The organism is Terrabacter sp. C0L_2 (assembly GCF_036352015.1).
GTDB lineage: Bacteria > Actinomycetota > Actinomycetes > Actinomycetales > Dermatophilaceae > Terrabacter > Terrabacter tumescens.
On record NZ_CP143557.1, the window covers coordinates 2534302 to 2557618 of the forward strand.

The 23317-nt window shown below is 71.7% G+C and carries 21 protein-coding genes; 14 read left to right on the plus strand and 7 right to left on the minus strand.

What is annotated here, in order from left to right:
* Window positions 1–29 precede the first annotated feature (29 nt).
* Window positions 30–464 (minus strand): nitroreductase family deazaflavin-dependent oxidoreductase, encoded by a 435-nt coding sequence (locus tag U5C87_RS11620; protein ID WP_330472752.1) that lies wholly within the window; start codon window positions 462–464, stop codon window positions 30–32.
* Window positions 465–551: 87 nt separating this feature from the next.
* Entirely contained in the window at window positions 552–1295 is a 744-nt protein-coding gene (locus tag U5C87_RS11625; protein ID WP_330472753.1) for a DUF3105 domain-containing protein, read from the minus strand.
* Between the two features lie 148 nt (window positions 1296–1443).
* On the opposite strand from U5C87_RS11625, the gene U5C87_RS11630 reads away from it, so the two are divergent.
* The gene (locus U5C87_RS11630; protein WP_330472754.1) at window positions 1444–2370 is read left to right on the plus strand and encodes a DNA-3-methyladenine glycosylase family protein; all 927 of its coding nucleotides are present in this window, start codon (window positions 1444–1446) and stop codon (window positions 2368–2370) included.
* Window positions 2371–2477: 107 nt separating this feature from the next.
* Here U5C87_RS11630 and U5C87_RS11635 read toward each other — a convergent pair whose 3' ends face one another.
* The 3 genes from U5C87_RS11635 to U5C87_RS11645 form a co-directional block, all read right to left on the minus strand.
* A complete protein-coding gene (locus U5C87_RS11635; protein ID WP_330472755.1) occupies window positions 2478–4535 on the minus strand; it encodes a PhoX family protein in 2058 nt (685 codons plus the stop codon).
* 172 nt (window positions 4536–4707) lie between these two features.
* Window positions 4708–5658: an acyl-CoA thioesterase gene (locus tag U5C87_RS11640; RefSeq protein ID WP_330472756.1), complete on the minus strand. Its 951-nt coding sequence runs from the start codon at window positions 5656–5658 to the stop codon at window positions 4708–4710.
* A gap of 171 nt (window positions 5659–5829) precedes the next feature.
* The gene (locus U5C87_RS11645) at window positions 5830–10167 is read right to left on the minus strand and encodes an FtsK/SpoIIIE domain-containing protein (RefSeq protein ID WP_330472757.1); all 4338 of its coding nucleotides are present in this window, start codon (window positions 10165–10167) and stop codon (window positions 5830–5832) included.
* 288 nt (window positions 10168–10455) lie between these two features.
* Between U5C87_RS11645 and U5C87_RS11650 the strand changes: the two genes are divergently transcribed.
* From U5C87_RS11650 to U5C87_RS11690, 9 genes are all read left to right on the plus strand, one after another.
* The gene (locus U5C87_RS11650; RefSeq protein ID WP_330472758.1) at window positions 10456–11694 is read left to right on the plus strand and encodes a CpaF family protein; all 1239 of its coding nucleotides are present in this window, start codon (window positions 10456–10458) and stop codon (window positions 11692–11694) included.
* Complete coding sequence (locus U5C87_RS11655) at window positions 11694–12560, plus strand: type II secretion system F family protein (RefSeq protein ID WP_330476684.1); 867 nt, start codon at window positions 11694–11696, stop codon at window positions 12558–12560. Before U5C87_RS11650 ends, U5C87_RS11655 begins: the two co-directional genes overlap by 1 nt.
* Window positions 12557–13534 carry a type II secretion system F family protein gene (locus tag U5C87_RS11660; RefSeq protein ID WP_330472759.1) on the plus strand — a complete coding sequence of 326 codons (978 nt, stop codon included), beginning with the start codon at window positions 12557–12559 and terminating at the stop codon, window positions 13532–13534. The genes U5C87_RS11655 and U5C87_RS11660 overlap by 4 nt, the downstream gene beginning before the upstream one ends.
* Window positions 13535–13586: 52 nt before the next feature.
* Complete coding sequence (locus tag U5C87_RS11665; protein WP_330472760.1) at window positions 13587–13799, plus strand: hypothetical protein; 213 nt, start codon at window positions 13587–13589, stop codon at window positions 13797–13799.
* 164 nt (window positions 13800–13963) lie between these two features.
* Window positions 13964–14323 carry a TadE family protein gene (locus tag U5C87_RS11670; RefSeq protein WP_443082055.1) on the plus strand — a complete coding sequence of 120 codons (360 nt, stop codon included), beginning with the start codon at window positions 13964–13966 and terminating at the stop codon, window positions 14321–14323.
* Window positions 14320–14811, plus strand: a complete 492-nt coding sequence (locus U5C87_RS11675; RefSeq protein WP_330472762.1) for a pilus assembly protein — start codon at window positions 14320–14322, stop codon at window positions 14809–14811. Before U5C87_RS11670 ends, U5C87_RS11675 begins: the two co-directional genes overlap by 4 nt.
* Complete coding sequence (locus tag U5C87_RS11680) at window positions 14808–15380, plus strand: pilus assembly protein TadG-related protein (protein ID WP_330472763.1); 573 nt, start codon at window positions 14808–14810, stop codon at window positions 15378–15380. The genes U5C87_RS11675 and U5C87_RS11680 overlap by 4 nt, the downstream gene beginning before the upstream one ends.
* 192 nt (window positions 15381–15572) lie before the next feature.
* The gene (locus U5C87_RS11685; protein ID WP_330472764.1) at window positions 15573–16043 is read left to right on the plus strand and encodes a lamin tail domain-containing protein; all 471 of its coding nucleotides are present in this window, start codon (window positions 15573–15575) and stop codon (window positions 16041–16043) included.
* Between the two features lie 331 nt (window positions 16044–16374).
* Entirely contained in the window at window positions 16375–16890 is a 516-nt protein-coding gene (locus U5C87_RS11690; protein ID WP_330472765.1) for a M57 family metalloprotease, read from the plus strand.
* Window positions 16891–17003: 113 nt separating this feature from the next.
* Here the strand turns inward: U5C87_RS11690 and U5C87_RS11695 are convergent, their stop codons facing one another.
* Window positions 17004–17933, minus strand: a complete 930-nt coding sequence (locus U5C87_RS11695) for a hypothetical protein (RefSeq protein ID WP_330472766.1) — start codon at window positions 17931–17933, stop codon at window positions 17004–17006.
* A 129-nt stretch (window positions 17934–18062) separates the two neighbouring features.
* Window positions 18063–19193, minus strand: coding sequence for an alpha/beta hydrolase (locus tag U5C87_RS11700; RefSeq protein ID WP_330472767.1), 1131 nt, complete (start codon window positions 19191–19193; stop codon window positions 18063–18065).
* A 339-nt stretch (window positions 19194–19532) separates the two neighbouring features.
* Here U5C87_RS11700 and prfB point away from each other — a divergent pair, with 339 nt between their 5' ends.
* The 4 genes from prfB (at window position 19533) to ftsX (ending at window position 23300) form a co-directional block, all read left to right on the plus strand.
* Window positions 19533–20645: a peptide chain release factor 2 gene (gene prfB / locus U5C87_RS11705; protein ID WP_330472768.1), complete on the plus strand. Its 1113-nt coding sequence runs from the start codon at window positions 19533–19535 to the stop codon at window positions 20643–20645.
* 92 nt (window positions 20646–20737) lie between these two features.
* Window positions 20738–21268, plus strand: a complete 531-nt coding sequence (locus tag U5C87_RS11710; protein WP_330472769.1) for a hypothetical protein — start codon at window positions 20738–20740, stop codon at window positions 21266–21268.
* A 175-nt stretch (window positions 21269–21443) separates the two neighbouring features.
* Window positions 21444–22370: a cell division ATP-binding protein FtsE gene (ftsE, locus tag U5C87_RS11715; RefSeq protein WP_330472770.1), complete on the plus strand. Its 927-nt coding sequence runs from the start codon at window positions 21444–21446 to the stop codon at window positions 22368–22370.
* Window positions 22371–22394: 24 nt separating this feature from the next.
* Window positions 22395–23300: a permease-like cell division protein FtsX gene (gene ftsX / locus U5C87_RS11720; RefSeq protein WP_030202947.1), complete on the plus strand. Its 906-nt coding sequence runs from the start codon at window positions 22395–22397 to the stop codon at window positions 23298–23300.
* Window positions 23301–23317 lie beyond the last annotated feature (17 nt).

Sequence of the window (23317 nt, forward strand, 5' to 3'; positions counted from 1 at the left end):
CGCAGCCGGGCCCGACCGAGGTGGTCGGGCTAGCGGCGCTCGAGGACGAAGACGGGGATGAGCCGGTCGGTCTTGGTCTGGTACTCCGCATAGCTGGGGAAGGCCGCCACGCAGCGCTCCCACCACTGCGCCCGCTCGTCACCCTCGAGCTCACGGGCGTGGACCGGGAAGGTCTCGGTGCCGGCCTGCAGCTCGATGTCGGGGTGCGCGAGGAGGTTGTGGTACCACTTCGGGTGCGTCGGGGCACCGCCCTGGCTCGCGACCGCCGCGAAGGAGCCGTCGTGCTCGACGCGCATGAGCGGCACCTTGCGCACGGCCCCCGTGCGGGCCCCCTGCATGGTCAGCAGGACCACGGGCAGGCCCATGATGTCGACGGAGTCGGTCGTGCCGGTGCGCTCGATCGTGTCGACCTGCTTGCGCACCCACGCGCTGGGACTCGGGACGTACTCACCGGTGATGGCCATGTCGGCAGGCTAACCCGGAGAGCCAGAACGGCCCCCGGTGGGTCACCGCGGGCCGTTCAGGGTCTGCGTGTCGTGCGTGCGCGGTGCTCAGGCGGCTCCGGGCTCCGGGGCCGAGCTCCACGGGTGCTTCTTGACGAAGTCCTCGACGACGGTGGTGTTGAGGCCGCCGCACAGCTGGCGGTGACCCATCTGGCCCGACACCTTGCCGGTCGCCTGGTCGACGTCGGCCGACCAGTGCGACAGGGCGTACTTCTTGCCGGCCGGGAACGCGCCGTAGGCGGGGTCCCACGGGCTGATGAGGAACTTGTTGGCCGACTCCTTCATGGCGTTGACCTTGGTGGCGAGTGCCTGGAACGCGGCCGCCTGCTCCTTCTCGACGGAGCGGTCGTACCAGAGGATCGTGTAGCCGTGCTCGAGGTTGTGCACCAGCGTCTCGATCTGGGGCGCGTCGGCGACGGTGTAGACGCGACGGGAGTCGACGGCGGGCACGGCGAAGTGCTTGCCGCTCGACGGCGGGACGGTGGAGTACTCGACCTTCGTGACGCTCGGCTTGTCGGTGCCGGGACCGACGTGGTCGCTCGAGCCGCTCGCGGGGTCGTTGGTCACCGGGTCGCACGAGGCTGCGGCGACGTCGCCGCTGATGTTGGCGAGCGCCTGGTCCTTCTTGTTCTGCTCACCGATGATCGCCCACGCGACGGCGGCGCCGATGATGGCGATGACCGCGACGCAGGCTCCGATGACGACGAAGAGGCGACGGCGCTCGGCTCTCTTCTGGGCCGCCTGCATCTCGGCGACGCGCTCGCGGCGGTCTCGGCTCGTCTCGCGGGCCATCGTTCCTCGTTTCCGGTCGGTCGGCCGGGGTGGCCGGTCGGGCACTCACGTCAGGTGGTGCCGTTGTCGGTCGTGCGGGTGTGAGTCGCTCGTCGACCGGGACGACGAGGTCCCGGTCAACACGGTGCCGAGTGTAGGCGAGGATGTTGTGGTGCCCGAACCCTCGACCCGACGCTGGCGCAGCGACCGCGAGATCGCGCTGCGGGCCCAGCTCGGTGTCTTCCGTCGCGGTGCCGGCGACCCGACCTCGCGCTTCGGCCAGGACGGCACCGTGACCCGGGCCGCCCAGACGCCCGAGGGTGTCGGCACGCTGCACCTCGTGTGCCGACCGGGGGAGTCCGAGGTCCTCGCCCAGGCGTGGGGCCCGGGGGCGTCGTGGCTGCTCGAGGCCGTGCCCGCGCTGCTCGGCGACGAGGACGACCCCACCGGCTTCGAGCCGCACCACGACGTCGTCGCCGAGGCGTGGCGCCGCTTCTCGCACTGGCGCGTGCCGCGCTCGGGCCTCGTGGTCGACGCGCTCGTCCCGGCCGTCATCGAGCAGAAGGTGACCGGCCAGGAGGCGTTCTCCGGCTACCGGGTGCTCGTGCGCCGGTTCGGCGTGCCGGCCCCCGGGCCCTTCCCGGGGCTCATGGCCCCGCCGACCGCCGCGCGGTGGGCGGCCGTCCCGTCGTGGGCGTGGCTGCAGGCCTCCGTCGACGGCGCCCGGTCGCGCACGGTCGTGCGGGCGATGGGGTATGCCGGCCGGCTCGAGGAGGGTGCGCGCGTGTCGGTCGCCGAGGCGCACCGTCGCCTGCGGGCCCTGCCGGGCATCGGGGTGTGGACCGCGGCGGAGGTGGCGCAGCGGGCCCTCGGTGACCCGGACTCCGTGTCGTTCGGCGACTACCACGTGGCCAAGGACATCGGGTGGGCCCTGACGGGGACCCCGGTCGACGACGAGGGGCTCGCCGAGCTGCTCGAGCCCTACCGTGGCCACCGCTACCGCGTGCAGCACCTGCTCGGTCTCGCCGGTCAGCACCGGCCGCGTCGCGGGCCGAGGATGGCCCCGCGGACGCACCTCCCGACGCGCACCCGCTGAACGGCATACGCCCTCGGACGCACGACGGCCCGGCACCCCCTGTTGGTGCCGAGCCGGTGCGGACGGTGGTGTCCCGGCGCCCGACGGGCCGCCGGGACACCGCGTCGTCACCTCCGGTAGGACACGACGACGCTCGGTCGCGGGAAGCCGTCGGTGTGCGGCCACGTGCTCGACGGCGTCTCGAAGGTGGCGCCGTCGGTCTCACCGGGGTGCTGCACGGCGACGAACACCGACAGCTGGTCCTCGGTGACGAGGGGACCGCACGTCTCGGCACCGAAGGGCACGGTGAGGAACTGCTCGACGCGACCGCGGTCGGGGCCGGCGACCGGCACCCGGAAGAGGCCGTCGTTCGAGCCCAGGACGTTGCCGTCGGTCGAGATCCACAGGTTGCCGGCGGCATCGAAGGCAACGTTGTCGGGGCAGCTGATCGGGCTGACCCTGGACTTGTCGTAGCCGGCGAAGTAGGTCTCCGGCGCTGCGGGGTCGCCGCAGACGAGGAAGAGGTCCCACGTGAAAGTCGTTGCGGTGTGGTCGTTCCCGCGCTCGGTGAGCTCAAGGACGTAGCCGTTGCGGTTGCCCGACTTGCTCGTGAGCGGTGCGTCCAGGCTGGCCCGGACCATGCTCGAGGCGAGCGGGTTGGTCTCGTCCGTCGGGTACTTCACGCCACGGTCGGAGTTGTTGGTCAGGGCGGCGTAGATCTTGCCGTTGACGGGGTTGGGCTCGACGTCCTCGGGGCGGTCCATCTTCGTCGGGCCGACGGTGTCGGCGGCCAGGCGCGTGTTGACGAGCACGTCGGCGACGCTCATGCCGGCCACGAAGGACGTCGTGTCGGAGGTCAGCGCGACCCACGTGCCCGCGCCGTCGAACTCACCGTCGGCGGTGCCGTCGCCGGTGAACTTCGCGACGTAGAGCGTGCCCTTGGTCAGGAGGGTCTTGTTGTGCGCCCGAGCGGCCCGGGAGCTGCCCTTGCGGAAGCGGTCGGCGGAGACGAACTTGTAGAGGTAGTCGCCGCGCTCGTCGTCGCCCATGTAGGCGACGGCGTGGCCGGAGTCGGAGATCGTGACGTTGGCACCCTCGTGCTTGAAGCGGCCGAGCATCGTCTGCTTGACCGGCGTCGAGTCGGGCTCGTAGGGGTCGACCTCGACGACCCAGCCGAAGCGGTAGGCCTCGTGCGGGTGCTTGCTGAGGTCGAAGCGCTCGTCGACGCTCGACCAGCCGCGGTTCGTCGCGGCTGCGGTGGCGAGGCCGTAGCGCTTGAACGACGTGGCGTTCGCCGGGTCGACGGCGCCGCTCGCGTCGAAGTAGCCGTTGAAGTTCTCCTCGCCCGACAGGACGGTGCCCCACGGGGTCGTGCCGCCGGCGCAGTTGCCGAAGGTGCCGAGGACCTTCGTGCCGGTCGGGTCGGCGGCGGTGCGCAGCAGCTCGTGCCCGGCAGCCGGGCCGTGGAAGGCGAACTCGGTGTTTACGGTGATGCGGCGGTTGTGGCGGGCCTTGCGGTGGTCCGAGCGGATCCACGAGCCCTTGGCACGGCCGCGCTCGATGGTGACGACGGCCATGCCGTGCGCGGCCATCGCTATCTTCTTGGTCGTCGCGTCGTCGTACTCGCCGGTCGGGAACATGAGGTTCTCGTCGGTGTACTCGTGGTTGGTCACGAGCAGGGCGTGGCGGCCGCTGAGCGGCAGCACGCCGACGTAGTCGTTGTTGTAGCCGAACTGCTTGGCCTGGGCCTCGGGCGTCTGGGCGTGCGCGTCGAAGCGGGGCGCGCCGGCCTCGACGGGGTCGCCCCAGCGGATGACGACGTTGTGGGTGAACTCCGGCGCGTTCGTCACGGCGTCGGCCCGGTTGGGGGCGACGGGGGTGAAGGCGGCGCGGCTGACGTCACCGGTGTGACGGCCGCGGGCGGCGGCAGCAGCGGGTGCGCCGGCGGCAGCGGCGGGGGCGGCGGTGGCGAGGCCGCCGACGACGAGGGCCCCGGCGCCGATCGCGCTGCCCTTGAGCAGCGAGCGGCGGGCGAGGGCGCCCTCGACGAGGTCACGCATCGCGGGGTTGGCCGACTCGTTGGGGACGGGGGCGTCGCAGGCGTTGTTGCAGCGGTAGTGGCACGTCATGCGGCTGCGCGAGCCGTGACGCGGGGTGGCGATCAGGGGGAGAAGCTTGGGGGTCACGCGGGTGCTCCTTCGGCGAGGTGAGTCCGCCGCGCCCCTCTGGTCGGCGCGGCTGGGAACCACCTGTGACGTTAGGAGCGCCGGGGGAAGGTGCGGGTGCTGCTCCGGTGGCCATCGGGTGAACGCCGCGTGTCGGGTCGGGCGCTCGCCGCAGGCCCGCGCCGTGCGTGCGTCAGGGGATGTGGCGCTCGGCGTCGACGCGGTTGCGCATCTCGACGAGCAGGCGGGCGTGGTCGCGCAGCGCGACGTCCTCGTCGCTGACCGGAGTCCACGGCTTGGCGGCCACGGCGTTGCCCTCGGCGTCGAGCGGCACGAAGACGATGAGAGAGTGCGTCGTCAGCTCGAGCTCACCGGTGGCGGGGTCGCCCGACCGCACGTGGACGCTGATGTGCATGCTCGAGGTCCCGGTGAGCAGCAGGCGGGCCTCCACCTCGACGAGGTGCCCGATGCGCAGCGGGCGGTAGAAGCGGACGCCGCCGGCGTAGACCGCGACGTTGGAGGCCGAGCCGGTCCAGCGGGTCGCAAGCACGTGCGCCGCCTCGTCGATCCAGCGCATGACGATGCCGCCGTGCACCTTGCCGCCCCAGTTGACGTCGGTCGGTGCGGCGAGGAAGCGGAGCACGACTCGGGGTGCGGTGCCGGCGTCGCTGTAGGTCTGGGCGGCCATCGCCGTGGCGATCTCGGTGCGCAGCGCGATGCGCTTGACGGCGCTCTCCTGCCACTCACGGTCGTCGTCGTCCTCGGGGACGAGCTGGGGCACGGGCGTCGGCTTGCCGTGCTCGTCGACGGCGACGAAGACCATGATGCAGTCGGTGGTCGGCCGGAGGTCGCCCTCGCGCGGGTTCCCCGCCGAGACGGTGACGAGGATGTGCATGCTCGTCGTGCCGGTGTGGATGACCCGGGCGGTCGCCTCGACGAGGTCGCCGACCTCGACGGGGCGGGTGAAGCGCACGTTGCCGACGTAGGCCGTGACGCTGTAGGTGCCGCTCCACCCCGCGGCTGCGGCGTAGCCGGCCTTGTCGATCCACTCGAGGACCCGGCCGCCGCCGACGGTGCCGGAGTAGCCGGCGTCGGTGGGCGCGGCGAGGAAGCGCAGGGTGATCTCACGGGCGCCGCGGGTCATTCGGGTCCTCCTCGAGCGTGGGTGCTGACACGAGGGTGGCAGAGCAGCGGGTCACGTGTCCGCGTGGTCCGCGACGCGGGAGGGGCGGAGCGACGGACGGATCGAGGGTGGCGCCCGTCCGGCGTCACATCAGGCGTCACATCAGGCCTCGCCTCGGTGTCGCGGTCCGGGTCAGCAGGCTTCTCTGCGCTCGCTCTGGTCTCGGACCGACGGGACAGGTCGCGCGTGGTGTGGGTCGAGCAGCGCCACCTGCACGGGAGTCGCGTGACCGTCGACGATCAGGTGTCCGCGGCCCGGTCTGCGGACCGTCTCGGGGTGGAGCCGGACCCCGAGCACGTCGCCGTCGGCGGGTGTCGAGGCGCCGAGCAGGACGCCGAAGCCGTCGCGCGCGATCTCCGGCACGAGGCCGCGGAAGGCGCCGTTGGCCCGGGTGAGCTCCGCGGCGACGACGATGGCGCCGTCGGTGTCGTCGACGAGCCGGGCGAGGTCGACGAGGGCCTGCTCGACCGGACTGCCGTCCACGAGCTCCGCGTCGTCGACGACGACGCAGAGGTCCGGGTCGGCCCGTCGGGCTGCGATGAGGTCTTCCGCGTCGAGCTGGGTCAGCTGCAGGCACTCGCGGACGGTCGCCCAAACCGACAGGACCGAGCGACGAGGGGCGACGACGACGACGTGTCGTCCCTGCGACACGAGACCCTCCGCGATGGTGGCGAGGGTCGACGACCGTCCGGACCGGTGTGGCCCGGCGACGAGCACTCGGCCGTGGCCGGGCCTCACCCCGAGCTCGGTCGGGGTCGCGTCGTCACCGCCGAGCCCGAGCCACACACCGGGACATCCGGTCGGCAGGACGTCGTGCCCGACCCGCTCCGGGAGCGCAGTGATCCGCCACGGCCGTGACTGCTGCGCCGGCCTTGACGGGCCGGGACCGGCGTGCGCCGCCAGGCCGGATTCCGCTGCGCGAGCAACGACCTCGGCGATCGGGGCCTGCGGGTCGTCCCCGGCGAGGGCCAGCTGCAGCTCGTGCCCACTCTGGAGGTCGATCGCCCTGCCCGGGGGCCGGGCCGTGGCGGCGAGGGCCGGTGCGATGCCGGCGAGCGTCAGGTCCAGTGGGTCCGGCATGTGCAGCACCAGACGGCGTTCGAGCAGCCCCGGAAGCCGTCCGGACAGGATCGCCCGTCCGCCGGTGACGGCGAACCGCACGCCGGCCGCGGGACCGTCGCGCAGGAGCCGGTGCAGGTCGTCGACCGGGGCGCCGTGGTCGATGCGGGACAGCGACTCCTCCAGCGACTCCCAGCCGTCCACGAGCACGACGGTGCGAGCGGGGCCGGTCTCGTCGCCGTCGACGAGCCGGAGCAGACGCGAGATGAGCCGACGCGCCGGCTCCGGGTCCGCGCCGTCGGTGACCGTGCCGACGTGGGGGAGCGGCGCGAGGGCGGTACAGGGTCCCGCGGCTCCCTGCAGCACGTGGACGTGGAGGTTCTGCGTCACCGAGCTCGCGGCGAGCTCCAGCGCCAGGGTCAGCAGCGCCGTGGACCGACCCGATCGCGGGCCGCCGGCGATGCCGAGGTGGCCACGCTCGCCGTGGCTCCAGCAGAAGAGCTCGCGGCGCTGGTGGGTCGGCACGTCGACGACCCCCAGGGGCACCCCGTCCACGTCGAGGGGGACCGCGTCGCCGATCGCGACGGCACGCAGGTCGGTGGCGGCCATCGCGTTCGGGAGCGGAGGCAACCAGGGCGGCGTCGACGCGTCGATGCCGAGGACACGTGCGGCATCGCGCGCGGCGGCGACGACCGCCTCGAGCTCGGTCGGACGGGCGGTCGCCCCGTGACCGGCCTCGTCAGTCGGTCCGGGCAACGGCAGTGACACGTCGTGCACGACGACGCGGCTCGCATCGGCCGCGCCTGGCGCACCTGCCACTTCGGGAGCGTCCGGCAGCGGCCGGCCGAGGTAGGCCGTCTGCACCGTCGTCAACCCGCCGTCACCCCGGCGCAGACAGGCCCGTCCGGGCGCTCGGGGATCGAGGGACGCGGCGTCGGCCGCGTCGACGACGTCCTCGCTGTCGGCGCGGTCGCGCACCCTCAGCGCGATGCGGCACGCCACGTTGGCGCGCATGTCCGCCGAGACGATGCCCGCCGGGCGTTGCGTGGCCAGCACGAGGTGCAGCCCCAGGGAGCGCCCGAGGGCCGCGACCCGGACGAGACCGGTGATGAAGTCCGGGAACTCGTCGGCGAGGGCCTTGAACTCGTCGACGACGATGACGAGCCGGGCCAGCGGTGGCAGCTCACGGCATACGGAAGCTGCCGCGCGGTAGCCGTCGAGGTCGCGTGCGGACGCCCGGGCGAAGAGCCGCTCGCGTCGCTTCATCTCGGCGTCGAGCGAGGTGAGGGCGCGGGCGGTGAGGTGCGCGTCAAGGTCGGTGACGAGTCCGACCGTGTGGGGCAGCCTCGCGCAGTCACTGAACGCGGAACCGCCCTTGTAGTCGACGAGGACGAGACCGAGCTCGTCCGGCCGGTTGCTCACGGCGAGACCGGTCACGAGGGCCTGGAGCAGCTCGGACTTGCCGGACCCCGTGGTGCCCCCGACGAGCACATGCGGTCCGTCGGCGCTGAGGTCGAGCGTGAGGTGGCCGTCGGACGTTCGACCGAGCAGCGCGACCGGACGCGCCGTGCTGCGCGTCCACGACTCGACGAGCCCGTCGGCCGTGGACGGCTCGACCCCGGCGTCGCGGTGCAGGTCGACGAAGGACACCTCGCGAGGGACGGCGGCCTGACCGGTCTCCGGGGTGGCGTCGACGAAGGGGGCCATCGCGCGGCTCACCGCCTCGAGCCATCCCGGGGACGGCAGGTCCGGCACGACGTCGGGCAGGGTGTGGCCGTCCTCGCGGAGGATCGCCTCCTCCCCGCTCTCGCCGATGTCGAGCGACACCCGTGTCTCGGCGGGCAGCGACGTGATGTCGCGATCGGTGCAGATGAAGGCGACTCCTGCTCGGGGGCCATCGGTGAGCAGCTCCGCCACTCCCGGGAAGGCCCGCATCGCGCTGGCCCCGTCGAGCACGACGAGGAGGTCGGGCGACGGGCGAGAGCTGCGGCCCGACGGGGCCTCGGCTGCGACGAGACGGCTGTCCACGAGCGTCCTGAGCGCGGCCACGTGCTGCGTGACCGCCGCTGCGCCCCCGACCACGTGGGCGCCCGACGCGCTGTCGTTCCGCGCGTGCGGCAGGTAGGTGGTCCAGGCCCAGTCCGCTACATGGTGCTCCGTGTCCGTCAGCACGTGCAGTCCGAGCCGGCGGGGCGTGTGCCACGTCACCGCTTGCGCGACGAGGGCACCCGCGACGGAGATGGTGTGGTCGCGGCGGCCGGCGATTCCGGCGATGCCGGACGTGGCGAGATCCACGAGCGCCGGAAGCCGCTCGACGCGTGGCAGCCCGTCAGGTGCCGGACCCTCGACCTGGACGTCGGCGTCCTGCGTGGCGGTACCGACCCGGAGGAGGAGATGGTCGTCGTCCCCCGGTCGTCGCTCCCAGAGGCGCGTGCCGCGGTGGCGCACGACCGCCTCGAGCCGGCTCAGGTCGGGTTGGGCGTCGTGACGACGCGCGGCGTCGGCGACGGCAGCACGGGCGAGGTCGGAGCGCGCGCTCTCGAGTGCTGCCGCGTGGTCGCGAACCAACCGACGGTAGGACGTGCGTCCCGCCCGCCGGTCGCTCCACCACTGGCCGAGGAGCATCACGGGTGACAGCAGGGCGAAGAGGAGCAGCGTCGGCGAGGACAGGGCGAGCGCGAGCCCCGCCGACACGACCACCGGCGCGACCGAGGCGAGCAACGGCATCCGGTGGCGGTCCGGCCGGCTCGGTGCTTCGGGGAAGCTCACGACCTGCGTCGTGGTCCGGTCGCGGAAGCGCGGCTGCCGGTGGATGTGGACCTCCCCGTCGCGCACCTCGTGGTAGCCCGCGCGGACGTCGGGAGACCCCAGGACCAAGGTCGTGGAGGCCAGGGTGAGGTGCTGGCCGAGGCGCAGGGGTGCGCCCTCGCAGGGCAGCTCGACACCGTCCAACCGCGACCTGTTGGTCGGCTCGAGGTCGCGCACGGTGATGCCCTCGGACGTCACCTCGACGACGGCGTGCGAGCGGGAGACGCCGGGGTCGTCCAGACGCACGTCGGCCGACGCGGCGCGGCCCAGCACGTGCTCACCCCTGCCGAGACGGACGACCCGGCCGGCGCCGACCCCACCGACCACACGCAGCTCCACCGCACCGCGGCCGGCGCCGGTCGGTGGGGGGTCGTCAGGGCGCGCGACCGTCAGGAGCACTCCGCGCAGCAGCGGGGGAGCCCCCAGCACGTCGGAGTCCGTCACCGGTCGCCCCTCGGTCCGGAACGCACAGCCGGACACGCCGACGAGATCGGACAGCTGCGACCGCACGTCCTCGAAGCGCGTGCCCGAGGCGGCCTCGACGAGCACGTGACGCGGTGCGGACGGGCGCCTCGTGTCGATGACGGTCATGGTCAGCTGCACCGGAGTCTCCTTGTCGTGGAGCCTCCATGAGACGGTCTGCGGCTGCAGGACAGAGCAGTCCGTGCACAGCTGTGGACGGACGCAGCGAGATGCGCCGGGCGAGGGCTACGGTGCCCGGTCCTCGGCTCGCCGACCTGCGGGGACCGGCTCTCCCACAAGGCGGTCGAGACCGGACCTGTGGATGACGAGATCGTGCCCCGGGTCTGGTGGCTTAGCTTGAACGCGCCAGACCGCAGGAGTCCGGGCAGGATGTCGGGCGAAGCAACTCACAGGGTTCAGGGGATGGGCATGTCGACACAGGAAGCGGTGCGCCACGTCGAGGGCGAGGTCCGCGAGCTGATCCGCCGTTCGGGTCTCGACCCGACGAGCGACACGAAGGCGGTGCGACGGCTCGTCCAGGACGCCGTCCAGGACTACGACGAGCGGTCCCTGCACGGTGGTCTGCCCTCACTCGGTGACCAGCGGCTCGCGGTCCACTCGATCTTGGCGGTCGTGGCCGGCTACGGTCCGCTCCAGCAGTACTTCGACGACCCGGCCGTCGAGGAGATCTGGATCAACGAGCCCTCCAAGGTCTTCATCGCGCGTGGCGGCATCGCCGAGCTCACCCCGACGATCCTCACGGCGGATGAGGTGCGCGACCTCGTCGAGCGCATGCTCAAGAGCAGCGGTCGCCGCGTCGACCTCAGCAGCCCCTTCGTGGACGCCACCCTGGCGGACGGCTCCCGGCTGCACGTCGTCATCCCGGATATCAGCCGCGCCCACTGGCAGGTCAACGTCCGCAAGTTCGTCGTCAAGGCCGACCACCTCGACGACCTCGTCCGCCTCGGCACGATGCCCCGCCAGGCGGCGACGTTCCTCGAGGCGGCGGTGGCGAGCGGTCTCAACGTCCTCGTCGCCGGCGGCACGCAGGCGGGCAAGACGACGCTGCTCAACTGCCTCGCCGCCGCCATTCCGCCGCGCGAGCGCATCGTCACGTGCGAGGAGGTCTTCGAGCTGAAGATCCCACAGCGGGACGTGGCAGCGATGCAGTGTCGCCAGCCCAGCCTCGAGGGCACCGGCGAGGTCCCGCTGCGACGTCTCGTCAAGGAGGCGCTGCGCATGCGTCCGTCGCGAATCATCGTCGGGGAGGTGCGCCAGGAGGAGAGCCTCGACCTGCTCATCGCTTTGAACAGTGGCGTTCCCGGCATGTGCACCGTGCACGCCAACAGCGCCCGAGAGGCCGTGACGAAGATGTGCACGCTCCCTCTGCTGGCCGGTGAGAACGTCTCGAGCCGCTTCGTCGTGCCGACCGTGGCCGCGGCCGTCGACATCGTCGTGCACGTCGCCCTCGAGCGCGACGGCGTCCGACGGGTCCGGGAGGTCGTGGCCGTCCCCGGCCGGGCCGAGGGCGACGTCATCGAGATCGCCGACCTCTTCGTCACGCGCGGGGGAGCGCTGCGCCGCGCCGACGGTTTCCCGCCGCACCGCGATGCATTCGAGCGGGCCGGCTACGACGTGGCCGCCCTTCTGGCGCAGGTGGACCCGTGATCTCGCCTCTGTTCGTAGGCCTCCTCTTCGCGGCCGGCGTCTTCTTCATCTACTGGTCGTTCTGGCCTCAGGAGGTGGAGCGGGAGCGGACCTGGCAGGGCGGCTTCATGGTCGAGCTGCGTGACCATCTGACCCAGGCCGGCTACTCGTCGGTGACCCCGGCCAACGTCGTGCTCGGGTCTGTCGTGCTGTTCGTCGTCGCCTTCGTCATGGTGCTCGCTCTCACCCGCGTGGTCCCCATCGCGCTGTGTTTCAGCCTGATGGCCGGGGCCGTACCGCTCTCGCTCGTGCGGATGCGGGCGCGCAAGCGCCGCAACAAGCTTCGTGACCTGTGGCCCGACGTCGTCGACAACATCACGTCCGGGGTGCGCGCCGGGCTCGCGCTGCCCGAAGCCCTGTCGCAGCTGGCGGTGCGCGGCCCGGCAGAGCTCCGGCCGGCCTTCGCGGCGTTCGCCGAGGACTACCGCACGACCGGCCGCTTCCACGACTGCCTCGACCGGCTCAAGGACCGGCTCAGCGACCCCGTCGGCGACCGCATCGTCGAGTCCCTCCGGATCGCCCGCGAGGTCGGCGGCAGCGACCTCGGCAAGCTGCTCCGCACGCTCTCCTCGTTCCTGCGCGAGGACGCCCGCACCCGCTCCGAGCTCGAGACGCGACAGAGCTGGACGGTCAATGCGGCCCGGCTCGCGGCCGGCGCCCCCTGGGTGATCCTCGGCCTGCTCGCGCTGAACGGCAGCTCCCTCGCGGCCTACTCCTCGCCGACCGGTTGGGCGGTCCTCGCCGTCGGGGCGGGCCTGTGCATCGTGGCCTACCGGGCCATGGTGTGGATCGGCCGACTTCCTGAGGAAGAGCGGGTGCTGCGGTGAACGGGTTCTCGTCGCGTCTGAGCAGTCTTCTCGGAGAGGGCTGGTCGTGGGTCGGTGCCAGCGCCGGTGTGCTGCTGCTCGCAGGGATCGCGCTTGTCCTCGCCGGTCTGCCGGTCAACCGGCGACCCACGCTCGACGACCGTCTCGAGCCCTACCTGCGTGACACGCCGCGACCGTCCACGCTGCTGTCGAGGCCGACACCGCCCCGCGGGCCCTTCGGCTTCGGCGAGCTCTTCGCGCCCTACGTCGCCAAGCTCGGCGCGGGGGTGGGCTCGGCCCTCGGTGGGGCCCCCTCGGTCGCGCGGCGTCAGCTGCGGGCAGGGCAGCCGGCCGACGTCGACCGCTTCCGCGCCGAGCAGGTCATGTCGGGGGCGGTCGGTGCCCTCGTGGGACTGCTCTTCACCGCCGTGATCGCCGTGGCCCAGCGCCGTTTCCCGCTTCCGGTCCTGGTCTCGATGGTTCTTGTCGGCGTCCTCGGCGGCGTCGCGGGCCGTGACTACCTCCTCAGCCGGGCGGCTGCCCGTCGTGAGGCGCGCATGCTGACCGAGTTCCCCACGGTGGCAGAGCTGCTCGCGCTCGCGGTCAGTGCGGGGGAGGGCGCCGTCGGCGCGTTGGAGCGTGTCTGCCGGTTGTCGCACGGGGAGCTCTCCGACGAGCTGCGACGGTGCCTGGCCGATGCACGGGCCGGCGCCAACCTGCCGACGGCGCTGCAGGGGCTCGCCGACCGCACCGGGCTGATGAGCCTGACCCGCTTCGTCGACGGCATCGTCGTCGCCGTCGAGCGGGGCACGCCGCTGGCCGAGGTGCTCCGGGCCCAGGCCCAGGACGTCCGCGAGGACGGTCGGCGCACGCTCATGGAGGAGGGCGGCAAGAAGGAGATCTACATGATGGTGCCCATCGTGTTCCTGACCCTGCCCGTGACCGTGCTCTTCGCGCTGTACCCGGGACTCAGCTTCCTCCACCTCAAGCTCTGACAACCGGCCTCCGGCTGTCTCACCACCGCACCACGACACAGGGAGAAAGAGAATGAACCGCATCATGAGGAGCCACCACCGCGCGCGAACGGCTCTCGCAGCCGTCTCCCGGCGCATCGACGGTCCCCGCGACCGGGGCGACGTCCCGGGCTGGGTCCTCATCACGATCATGACGGCAGGGCTCGTGACCGCGCTCTGGGCCATCGCCGGCCCGCAGCTCGGCGAGCTCTTCAGCGACGCCATCTCGGACGTCAAGGGACCGTGAGGCCCGAGGGGCTCGCGGCACTGCTCGGCCCCGCGACACTCCTCGACCGTCTCCGCCGGCGGTCGAGGCCAGCGGCGGGCGGGAGCTGTCCGGCGGTCGGCGCTCCGAACGTGCGGACCGTGCGCCCGGACCGCGACCGAGGCTCTGCCGTGGCGGAGTTCGTGATGGTGGCAGCCCTCCTGCTCTTCGTCGCGATGGGCGTCTTCCAGCTCGGACTCGCGCTGTACGTCCGCAACACCCTGATCTCGGCTGCGTCCGAGGGGGCGCGTTACGGCGCCCGGGCCGACGCCCAGCCCGGCGACGGGGTGGGGCGCACCCAGGCGCTCATCACCTCCTCCCTCAGCTCGTCGTTCGCGCAGGACGTCAGCGCGACTCGTTCCGTGACGTCGTCGGGGGTGCGGGTCGTCGAGGTGCGGGTCACCGCGCCGCTGCCGGTCATCGGGCCGATCGGACCCTCCGGTGCGCTGACCGTCTCCGGTCGTGCCTTCAGCGAGGAGCAGGTCGTCTCAGGGTCGAGCCGATGATCCGTGCACAGGACGCCGTCGTCCGAGCAGCAGCCCGTCGCGCCCGCGCAGACGCCTCGGGCCCCGCACGGGGCGAGGATGGCCGCGCGATCCTCGAGTTCATCTTCCTCGGCATCCTGCTCCTCCTGCCGCTGACCTACCTCGTCCTCACCGCGGCTCGACTGCAGGCCGCTTCCTTCTCCGCCTCGCTCGCCGGGCGTGAGGCCGGGCGCGCCTTCGTCACCGCGCCGACCGATGACGAGGGGTATGCCCGGGCGAGGGCCGCTGCGGCGCTGGCCTTCTCGGACTTCTCCTTCGAGCAGGGCTCCCAGGTGTCGGTGTCGTGCGACGGCTCACCCTGCCTGCGTCCCGACGGGTCCGTCACGTCGACGGCGAGCATCGCCGTCCAGCTGCCACTGGTGCCCGACTTCATCGCCGCCCACGTGCCCACGTCCGTGACCATCACGTCGACCCACGTCGCCTCCGTCGACAGGTTCGTGGCCCGATGACTGCCCGTCGGCCGCGGACGTATGCCGCCTGGCCCGGTCGCCATGCGCCCTGGCTCGCGCTGCTGCTTCGGCACGTGCACGGGCTGACAGCCCGGTGGTCGACGATGCGGAGGAGGCTCGAGCCGGCCGGTTCCGGCGACCGGGGCCAGATCGGGGTTCTGGCGCTCGGCCTGTTCGTGCTCGCGACCCTGCTCGTCCTCGGAGCGGTCGACGTCACCGCCGCCCAGCTCGCCCGGATGCGCCTGCTCGACACGGCCGACTCGGCTGCGCTGGATGCCGCCGACGCGCTCGACGAACGCGCGGCCTATGAGGGTGGCGTCCTCGACCAGCTCGCTTTGACCGACGAGTCCGTGGCGCAGGGCGCCGGCGCGCATCTCGCCCGCACCCCGATGCCGCCCGGGATCACCTCGTGGTCGGTCGTCCCCGACACCGGCACGAGCGACGGAGCGACGGCGGTCGTCACCCTCCAGGGCACGGCGACCCTGCCGATGAGCGGCTGGGTGCTCGAGTCGCTGGGCGGCAGCGTCACCATCACGGTGACCTCCCGGGCGCGCGCGCCGATACGGTGAGTCTTCCGCGCAGATCGGGCAAAACGGTCTCGCGCCAGTCGAATCCGCACTAGCGTCCGTCGTCGACGACTGAGCCGCTGCTCATCCCATGTGTGGCGGCCAACGCGTCGAGACAGCAGCGATGGCGTCGTCCCACGGACGGCGCCATCCGAACGTGCCGCGGCCAGGGAGCCGCCCAAAGACAGGGATTCGATGCACCAGACCCTCACCACGATGCTCACCAAGGGCCTCGTCGCCGCCACCGGCCTCGGCCTCGCCGTGGCGGCCCCGATCGCCGCCGCGAGCTCGGCCCAGGCCCTGCCGGCGATCATGATCTACAAGGTCCAGTACGACTCCCCGGGCTCCGACACCGGGAGCAACACGAGCCTCAACGCCGAGTACGTCGTCATCAAGAACACGACGCGCAGCAACCGGGTCCTCACCGGCTGGACCCTGCGCGACAAGACCGGCTACACCTACCGGTTCCCGACCTTCACCCTCAAGGCCGGGGCGTCCGTCACCGTCCACACCGGGCGCGGGTCCGCGACGTCGACCCACCGCTACTACAACAAGTCCTGGTACGTCTGGAACAACACCGGCGACACGGCCTACCTCAAGAACGCCTCGGGCACGACCGTCGACACGTGCACGTGGAAGGGCGTCGGCACCTCGAAGTACTGCTGACGCGTCCGCACTGCTCAAAGGCCCGCCCCCGCGCCCGGGAGCGGGCCTTCGCCGTACCCGGCGCCCGCCTGCCGTCGGCACACGTCGGCGCCTGCCAGCCGCGCCGCCCCGTGGCTGGGCCTTCGCTGGGAGGTTGTCCCACCACGCGGTCGGCAAAGGTCAAGAGATCGTCAAAAACATCTCATCTGCCCACGAAGTCGATAATTTGGACAAACAGCGCCAATCCCCTCGAGGCCACCACCCCCGGTGGTCTCGGCGTGTGTTCACACCCCCGCATGGAGCCACCGAAGTCCTGAGCCCCCAGCACGTCCCCCACAGCAGGAGAAGGCACATGAAGCGGATCATCTTCGTCGTCCTGGCAGCGATCGGCCTCGCCGTCGGCGCAGCAGCCCCCTCGCAGGCCGCCAAGCCCGCCCCGACCGTCAACCCGGCCTACTGGGGCCACTGGACGAGCCCGGCCCTCGTCTACGACGCCACCGGCACCACGTCGTTCAAGGTCTCCGAGGCGGTCTCGGAGTGGCGCAAGTCCGGCTGGAACGTCAGCATGACGACCGACCCCACCAAGGCCAACATCAAGGTGCTGCCCGAGCAGCCCCTGAGCGGAGCGATCGGCGAGGCCACCCTCGTCAGCAGCGGCAGCGTCATCACCGGCTGCACCGTCAAGCTCGGGCCTGCCTTCGCCAACATGCCCTACTCCGAGCACATGGCCATCCACGAGCTCGGCCACTGCGGCGGCCTCCCGCACTCCACCAACCCCAAGAGCGTCATGTATGCCGCGACGAACTCCTACCTGGCCATGACGAAGCCCTCCGGCCAGGACATCCAGTGGATGGCCGGCAACTACTGATCGAGACGCACTACTGCTCGGGGGAGCTTGCACCGCAACGAGATCGGGCCCACGGCGTCTGCCGTGGGCCCGATCTGTGTCTCAGCGGTCTCGGAAGTCCCAGCCGACCACCGTCACGGGGTGAGTGACGTCAGGTAGGCGTGCTGGAAGCGGAACTGGCGCATCGTCGCGTCCTTGTACTGGTCCGAGCCGGACTCGAAGTTGACGTAGACCCAGTCGCTGGCCGGACCTGCCGCGCCACGGGGCACGTGGACGATGCCCTCGCTCATCGGCGGGATCTCGATCGACCGGCCGTACTTCCCGGTGCTGATCTTCTTGAACTTCAGCTGGCTGTAGCAGTTCCGGCCGTAGGAGGTGCTGAAGATGTAGTGGCCGTCGCCGACCACGGCGCCCTGCACGCGGGTCGGCGTGCTGATGGCCACCGGGGTGCCGGTCGGCGCCTGGGTCGAGGTGAGCTTGTAGCGCCACATCGTCGACGAGCCGGTCAGTGCGTCGCTGAACGAGCCGACGTAGAGGTAGCCGCCGGAGGCGGTGTTGTACGAGCTCGCCTTGACGCCGTACGACCCGTTGGTCTTGAGGGCCGTGTTGTGCGGAGCCAGCTCGAGCGAGCGCAGCGAGAAGCGGAAGAGGTTCTTGCCGTTCGAGCTCGTCGAGAGCAGCAGGCTGCCGCCCGCGACGGAGACGCCGCCCATGTGGCCCTTGATCTCGGCGCCGTCGGAGTACTGCACGAAGACCCGCTTGACCAGCGTGCCGGTCGAGCGGTTCTTGACGGCCAGCATGTTGCGGCCCGGGAGCCACGTGTCGTCGCTGAGCGAGGTGATGATCCAGTCCTTGGCGGGCCAGTACGCCACGCCCTGGGAGACGTAGTCGGTGTTCGTGTACGGGATGGTCGTCCCCACGTCGAAGTGGCTGTTGAACCACGACAGCCCCAGACGCGGCGGACACGTGACCGCCGCCGTCGATGTGGAGGCGGCGACGACTCCCATCGGTGCGACGAGCCCGACGACCGCGACGAGCCGTACGAGCGCAGCACGAATGCGCATACCCCTGTCCTTCCCCTGATGTCCTGCTCCTGCCGGACGGCCGACCGGTCGTCCGGTGCGGGCATCCTCACCCGCACCGGCGGCCTTGGCAATGGGGAGGCCTGCCCGTCGGGTCCGTCGGGTCCGTCGTCAGCGGGCGCGTGGCCTGAGGAATCCCACGACCTCCCCGTCCCATCGGTACATGTCGAAGTTCCACGACTCGGCGTGCAGCGCCTTGGGGAACTCGACGAGCTTCACGAGGCCCGACTTCGCGTCACGCAGCTGCTCCGACGTCGCGACGGGCACCGTCGGGTCGGCGGTCCCGTGCAGCACGAGCGCCGGGACGGTGAGCCAGCTCGTGTCGTCGAGGTAGTCGACGGCCGACCAGTCGACGTCGTAGCGCACGGCGGCGATCCGCTCGGCCACCCAGATGATGCTTCCGGGGACGGGCAGGCCTCCGGGGAGGGCCGACCCGGCGCCGTTGGACACCATCTGCGGGAGCGAGAGCATCGGGCAGTCGAGCAGGACGGCCGTGACGACGCCGCGACGCGAGGAGTGCTCGAGGAAGGCGGCGACGACGGCGCCACCCATCGACTGGCCGGCGAGCACGACGCGCTTCATCCCTTGCCCCTGGGCCCAGGCCACGGCCGCGTCGAGGTCGCGCCACTCCGTGGCGACGTACTGCAGGCGTCCCGAGGGGTCGGCCGGCGCGCCGGTGTCGTTGCGGTAGCTGATGAGCAGCGCGGGCAGGCCGGCCCGGTGCGCCGACTGCACGAACCGGAGCCCGTCCATCCGCGTCCCGTTCTGACTGTGCACGAAGATCGCCACGGTCCTCACCGAGGGCTTCAGCCCCGGCACGAACCACGCGGGTGCGCCGGCGATGGTGACGGTGCGGGTCTTGAGTCCGAGCGTCGTCGACGGGTCCCCGACGTAGTAGGCGCGCTCGATGGCCGCGCCCTGGCCGGCCTTCGGAGCCTTGCCGGTCACGACGTCGAGCGGGCGGGTGACGGTGCCGTCGGGGTTCACCACGGCCGGGCCGACGTGCCCGGTGCCACCGGCCCACGTCAGCCCGTACGACGCCGGCGCCTCGAAGTTGGCGGCGGCGTCGACGCCCCGGCGCAGCGTGATGCGGTCGCGGGCGACCGACACGACCTGCGCGTCGTCGAAGGCGGGCGTCATCGTGCCGGGCGTAGCCGCGAGGGCGTCGCTGGCGATGCGTCCGGCGAAGTACCAGCCGCCGGCGACGTGCACGACGAGGAGCAGTCCGAGGATCGCGCCCACCCTTCACCGCCACCGGTGCGAGCGCCCTGGGTGGGGGAGGGAGCGCCGTCCCGACCTGGATGCGTGGCCGCTCGGGCGCCGGCATGACGGTCATCGCGCCCACCTCCTCCTGCGTCCCCTTCGCGCCGGTGTGGGACAGCGGACGCGCAGCGGTCCCCGTCCGATCGTGACGCGGTCCGGGTGCGGGCGGCAGGGCCGAACGTCCCGCCCGACTCCTTGCGTATGCGTTCGGCCCCGTGGCGTGCGCGGCCTACCGACGTGCCCGCTCGGTCCACCGACGTGCGTACGGGGCGCCCGGCGTGCGCGAGGCACCTCCGTGCTGCCGTAGGCTGCTGCCTCGTGGCTGTTGACTTCACGCAAGAGATCAAGGACCTGCGCGCGACGATGGATTCGGTGCGCGGGGTCACGAACCTCGACGAGCTCGCCCGGACCATCGACGAGCTCGAGCAGCAGGCCTCCGCCCCCGACCTGTGGGACGACCCCGACGCCGCCCAGCAGGTGACGAGCGCGCTGAGCCGCGCGAACTCCGAGCGCGACCGCGTCCTCGGCATGGACGCGCGCATCGAGGACCTCGAGACGCTCGTCGAAATGGGCCAGGAGGAGGGCGACGCCGCCACCCTCGAGGAGGCCGAGCGCGACCTCGCCACCCTGAAGAAGGACGTCGGCGAGCTCGAGGTGCGCACCCTGCTCGCGGGCGAGTACGACGAGCGCGAGGCCGTCGTCACGATCCGCGCCGGCGCCGGTGGCGTCGACGCCGCCGACTTCGCCGAGATGCTCATGCGCATGTACCTCCGCTGGGCCGAGCGCCACGGCTACCCGACGAAGGTCATGGACACCTCCTACGCCGAGGAGGCGGGCCTGAAGTCCGCCACCTTCGAGGTCAACGTGCCCTACGCGTTCGGCCACCTCTCCGTCGAGGCCGGCACGCACCGCCTGGTGCGGATCAGCCCGTTCGACAACCAGGGCCGTCGCCAGACGAGCTTCGCGGCCGTCGAGGTCATCCCGCTCATCGAGAGCGACGACTCGATCGAGATCCCCGAGAACGAGCTGAAGATCGACGTCTTCCGCTCGAGCGGTCCCGGTGGACAGAGCGTCAACACGACCGACTCGGCCGTGCGCATGACGCACCTCCCGACCGGCATCGTCGTGTCGATGCAGAACGAGAAGAGCCAGATCCAGAACCGCGCCGCCGCGCTGCGCGTCCTCCAGTCCCGCCTGCTCCTGCAGCGCAAGGCCGAGGAGGCCGCGGTCAAGAAGGAGATGGCCGGCGACGTCAAGGCGAGCTGGGGCGACCAGATGCGCTCCTACGTGCTCAACCCGTACCAGATGGTCAAGGACCTCCGGACCGAGTTCGAGACGGGCAACCCGAGCGCGGTGTTCGACGGCGACATCGACGGCTTCATCGAGGCCGGGATCCGTTGGCAGATCGGCCAGAACCGCCAGCAGGACTGACATTTCGGGCGATCCAGCCTTTCGACGGGCGCGGGGGCCCCACCGCTCGTAGGGTCGGGCCAGCATCCGAACCCGCCTGAGAGGTTCCGCCCATGTCACCCCTCCACCGCCTGGGCGCGGCCGTGGCCACCCTGCTGGCCTCGACCGTCGTCGCCGTTGCCCTCGCCTCGTCGGCGTCGGCCGCACCCGTCGCGCGCTCCGCATCGTCCGCACCCACCGCAGCGACCGTCTCCGCCACGTCCACCGCCTCCACCGCGTCCGTGCCGTGCAGCAGCGTCCGGCAGATCGGCGGCAAGTTGGTCGTCAGCGACCTCGGCATGTCGGCCTTCACGGTCCGCCAGTACATCGGCTGGTGCCGCGACGCCGCCGGCTCCGCGTGGATGAACTTCGCGTCCGTCTACGTCTGGGACCAGTACCACGCCCGCGGCTTCGCCTACCGGTCGTCGGCCGGGATCGCCGTGCGCGGGGAGCCCGAGACGCGCGGCTTCACCACGAGCGCGAACCGGCAGCAGCTGAGCTACTCCGCGCCGGTGCGCACGACGACGTCGTGCACGCAGGGCTGGGGCAAGCTCGTCCGCGCGGGCTCGGAGTCGGCGCAGGGCCTCAGCTCGCTCGTGTGCTGACGCGCGTCCCTCGGGGCCGCCACGCCGGGCCCCGTTGCTTTCCGGGTGATTCGCCCGGGTGCCCGTAGCCTCGTAGGCGGTTCGTGCACGCCCGCCGACGTATGCCGGCACGTGCCCACCCAGCCCAGCCGCTGTCCCGCTGACGCCCAGCCCAGTACGAGTCGAGGCACGCCGCATGATCCTCTTCGAGAACGTCACGAAGACCTACCCGCGGACCACGCGTCCGGCGCTCGACGACGTCAACCTCGAGATCCCTCGCGGCGAGTTCGCCTTCGTCGTGGGAACGTCCGGTTCGGGCAAGTCCACGCTGATGCAGCTCGTCATGAAGGAGCAGGACGCGACGCGCGGTCGCATCCTCGTGGCCGGCCGCGACCTCGATCGGTTGCCCGAGCGCAAGGTTCCCGCCCTCCGCCGCGAGATCGGCTGCGTCTTCCAGGACTTCCGCCTGCTGCCCAACAAGACGGTCTTCCAGAACGTCGCCTACGCGCTGCAGGTGCTCGGCAGCAGCCGAGCCCGCATCCGCCAGACGGTCCCCGAGACGCTCGAGCTCGTGGGCTTGGCCGGGATGGAGAAGCGCCTGCCGCACCAGCTCTCCGGTGGTGAGCAGCAGCGCGTCGCCATCGCCCGCGCCTTCGTGAACCGCCCGCCGATCCTGCTCGCCGACGAGCCGACCGGCAACCTCGACCCCGACACGAGCCTCGGCATCGTCCAGCTGCTCGACCGCATCAACCGCACGGGCACGACCGTCGTCATGGCGACGCACGACACCGTGACGGTCAACGCCATGCGCAAGCGCGTCATCCGGCTCGACCGCGGGGTGCTCGTCAGCGACATGGAGGCGGGCGACTACACGACCGGCTCGATCCCGCGTGTCCGGCTCGAGGAGGAGACCTCGGCCCGTCCTGCGGACGCGCCAGAGGTCCCCGACGGCTACGACGACGGCGACCCCGCGGCATACGACCACGGCGACGGCGGCCAGGCACCCGGCGCACCCGACGAGCCGTCGGTCACGATGCCGCCCATCGGTCGCGACGAGGACGCGCCACGGGCCAGGGGCGGGATCTTCCGCCGGCACAAGGCAGTCCAGACCAGCGACCGCTGAGCGCGAGACGGAGCGAGACACGACATGCGATTCCAGTTCCTCCTCGGCGAGATCGGCAACGGCCTCCGGCGCAACCTCTCGATGGCCGTCTCGGTCGTCATCGTCACGATGATCTCGATGTACCTCCTCGGGCTCGGCCTCATGGGCCAGCGGCAGGTCGACACCATGAAGGACTACTGGTACGACCGCGTCCAGGTCACGGTCCTGCTCTGCGCCGAGAAGACCCGCTTCACCAACTGCGCGGGCGAGGCGACGACCGACGCGCAGCGCACGGCCATCAAGGCCGAGCTCGAGGCCCTCAAGCCGACGGTCAAGGAGGTCTACTACGAGTCGCGCGACGAGGCCTTCGACCGGTTCAAGCAGACGTACAAGAACTCCCCACTGGCCCGCGCGGGGGAGTCGTACTTCGCCGACTCCTACCGGGTGAACCTCAACGACGCCGGCAAGTTCGACGTCGTCGCGAGCTCGATCAAGGGCATGCCGGGCGTCGCCGACGTCCAGGACCAGAAGAAGCTCCTCGAGAAGTTCTTCACCTTCATGAACACCGTGTCGTGGGCGGCCATCGCGCTGTCCTCGCTCATGGTCCTCGCGGCCGTCATGCTCATCTCGACGACGATCCGCCAGACCGCCTTCAGTCGGAGGCGCGAGACGGGGATCATGCGCCTCGTCGGGGCCTCGAACTTCACCATCCGGTTCCCGTTCGTCATGGAGACGGTCCTGTCGAGCGTGCTCGGCGCGGTGCTGGCGATGGGCATGCTCTGGGCCACGGTGCGCTACGGCGTCGTCGGCTTCCTCAGCCAGACCCTCACCGACACGGCGTTCATCGGGGTGGCCGACGTCTACTACGTCGCGCCCTTCGTCGTGCTCGGCGTCGTCGTGCTGTCCAGCCTCACCTCCTGGGTGACGCTGCGCCGCTACCTCCGGGTCTGACCCCTCGCGCTGACCCC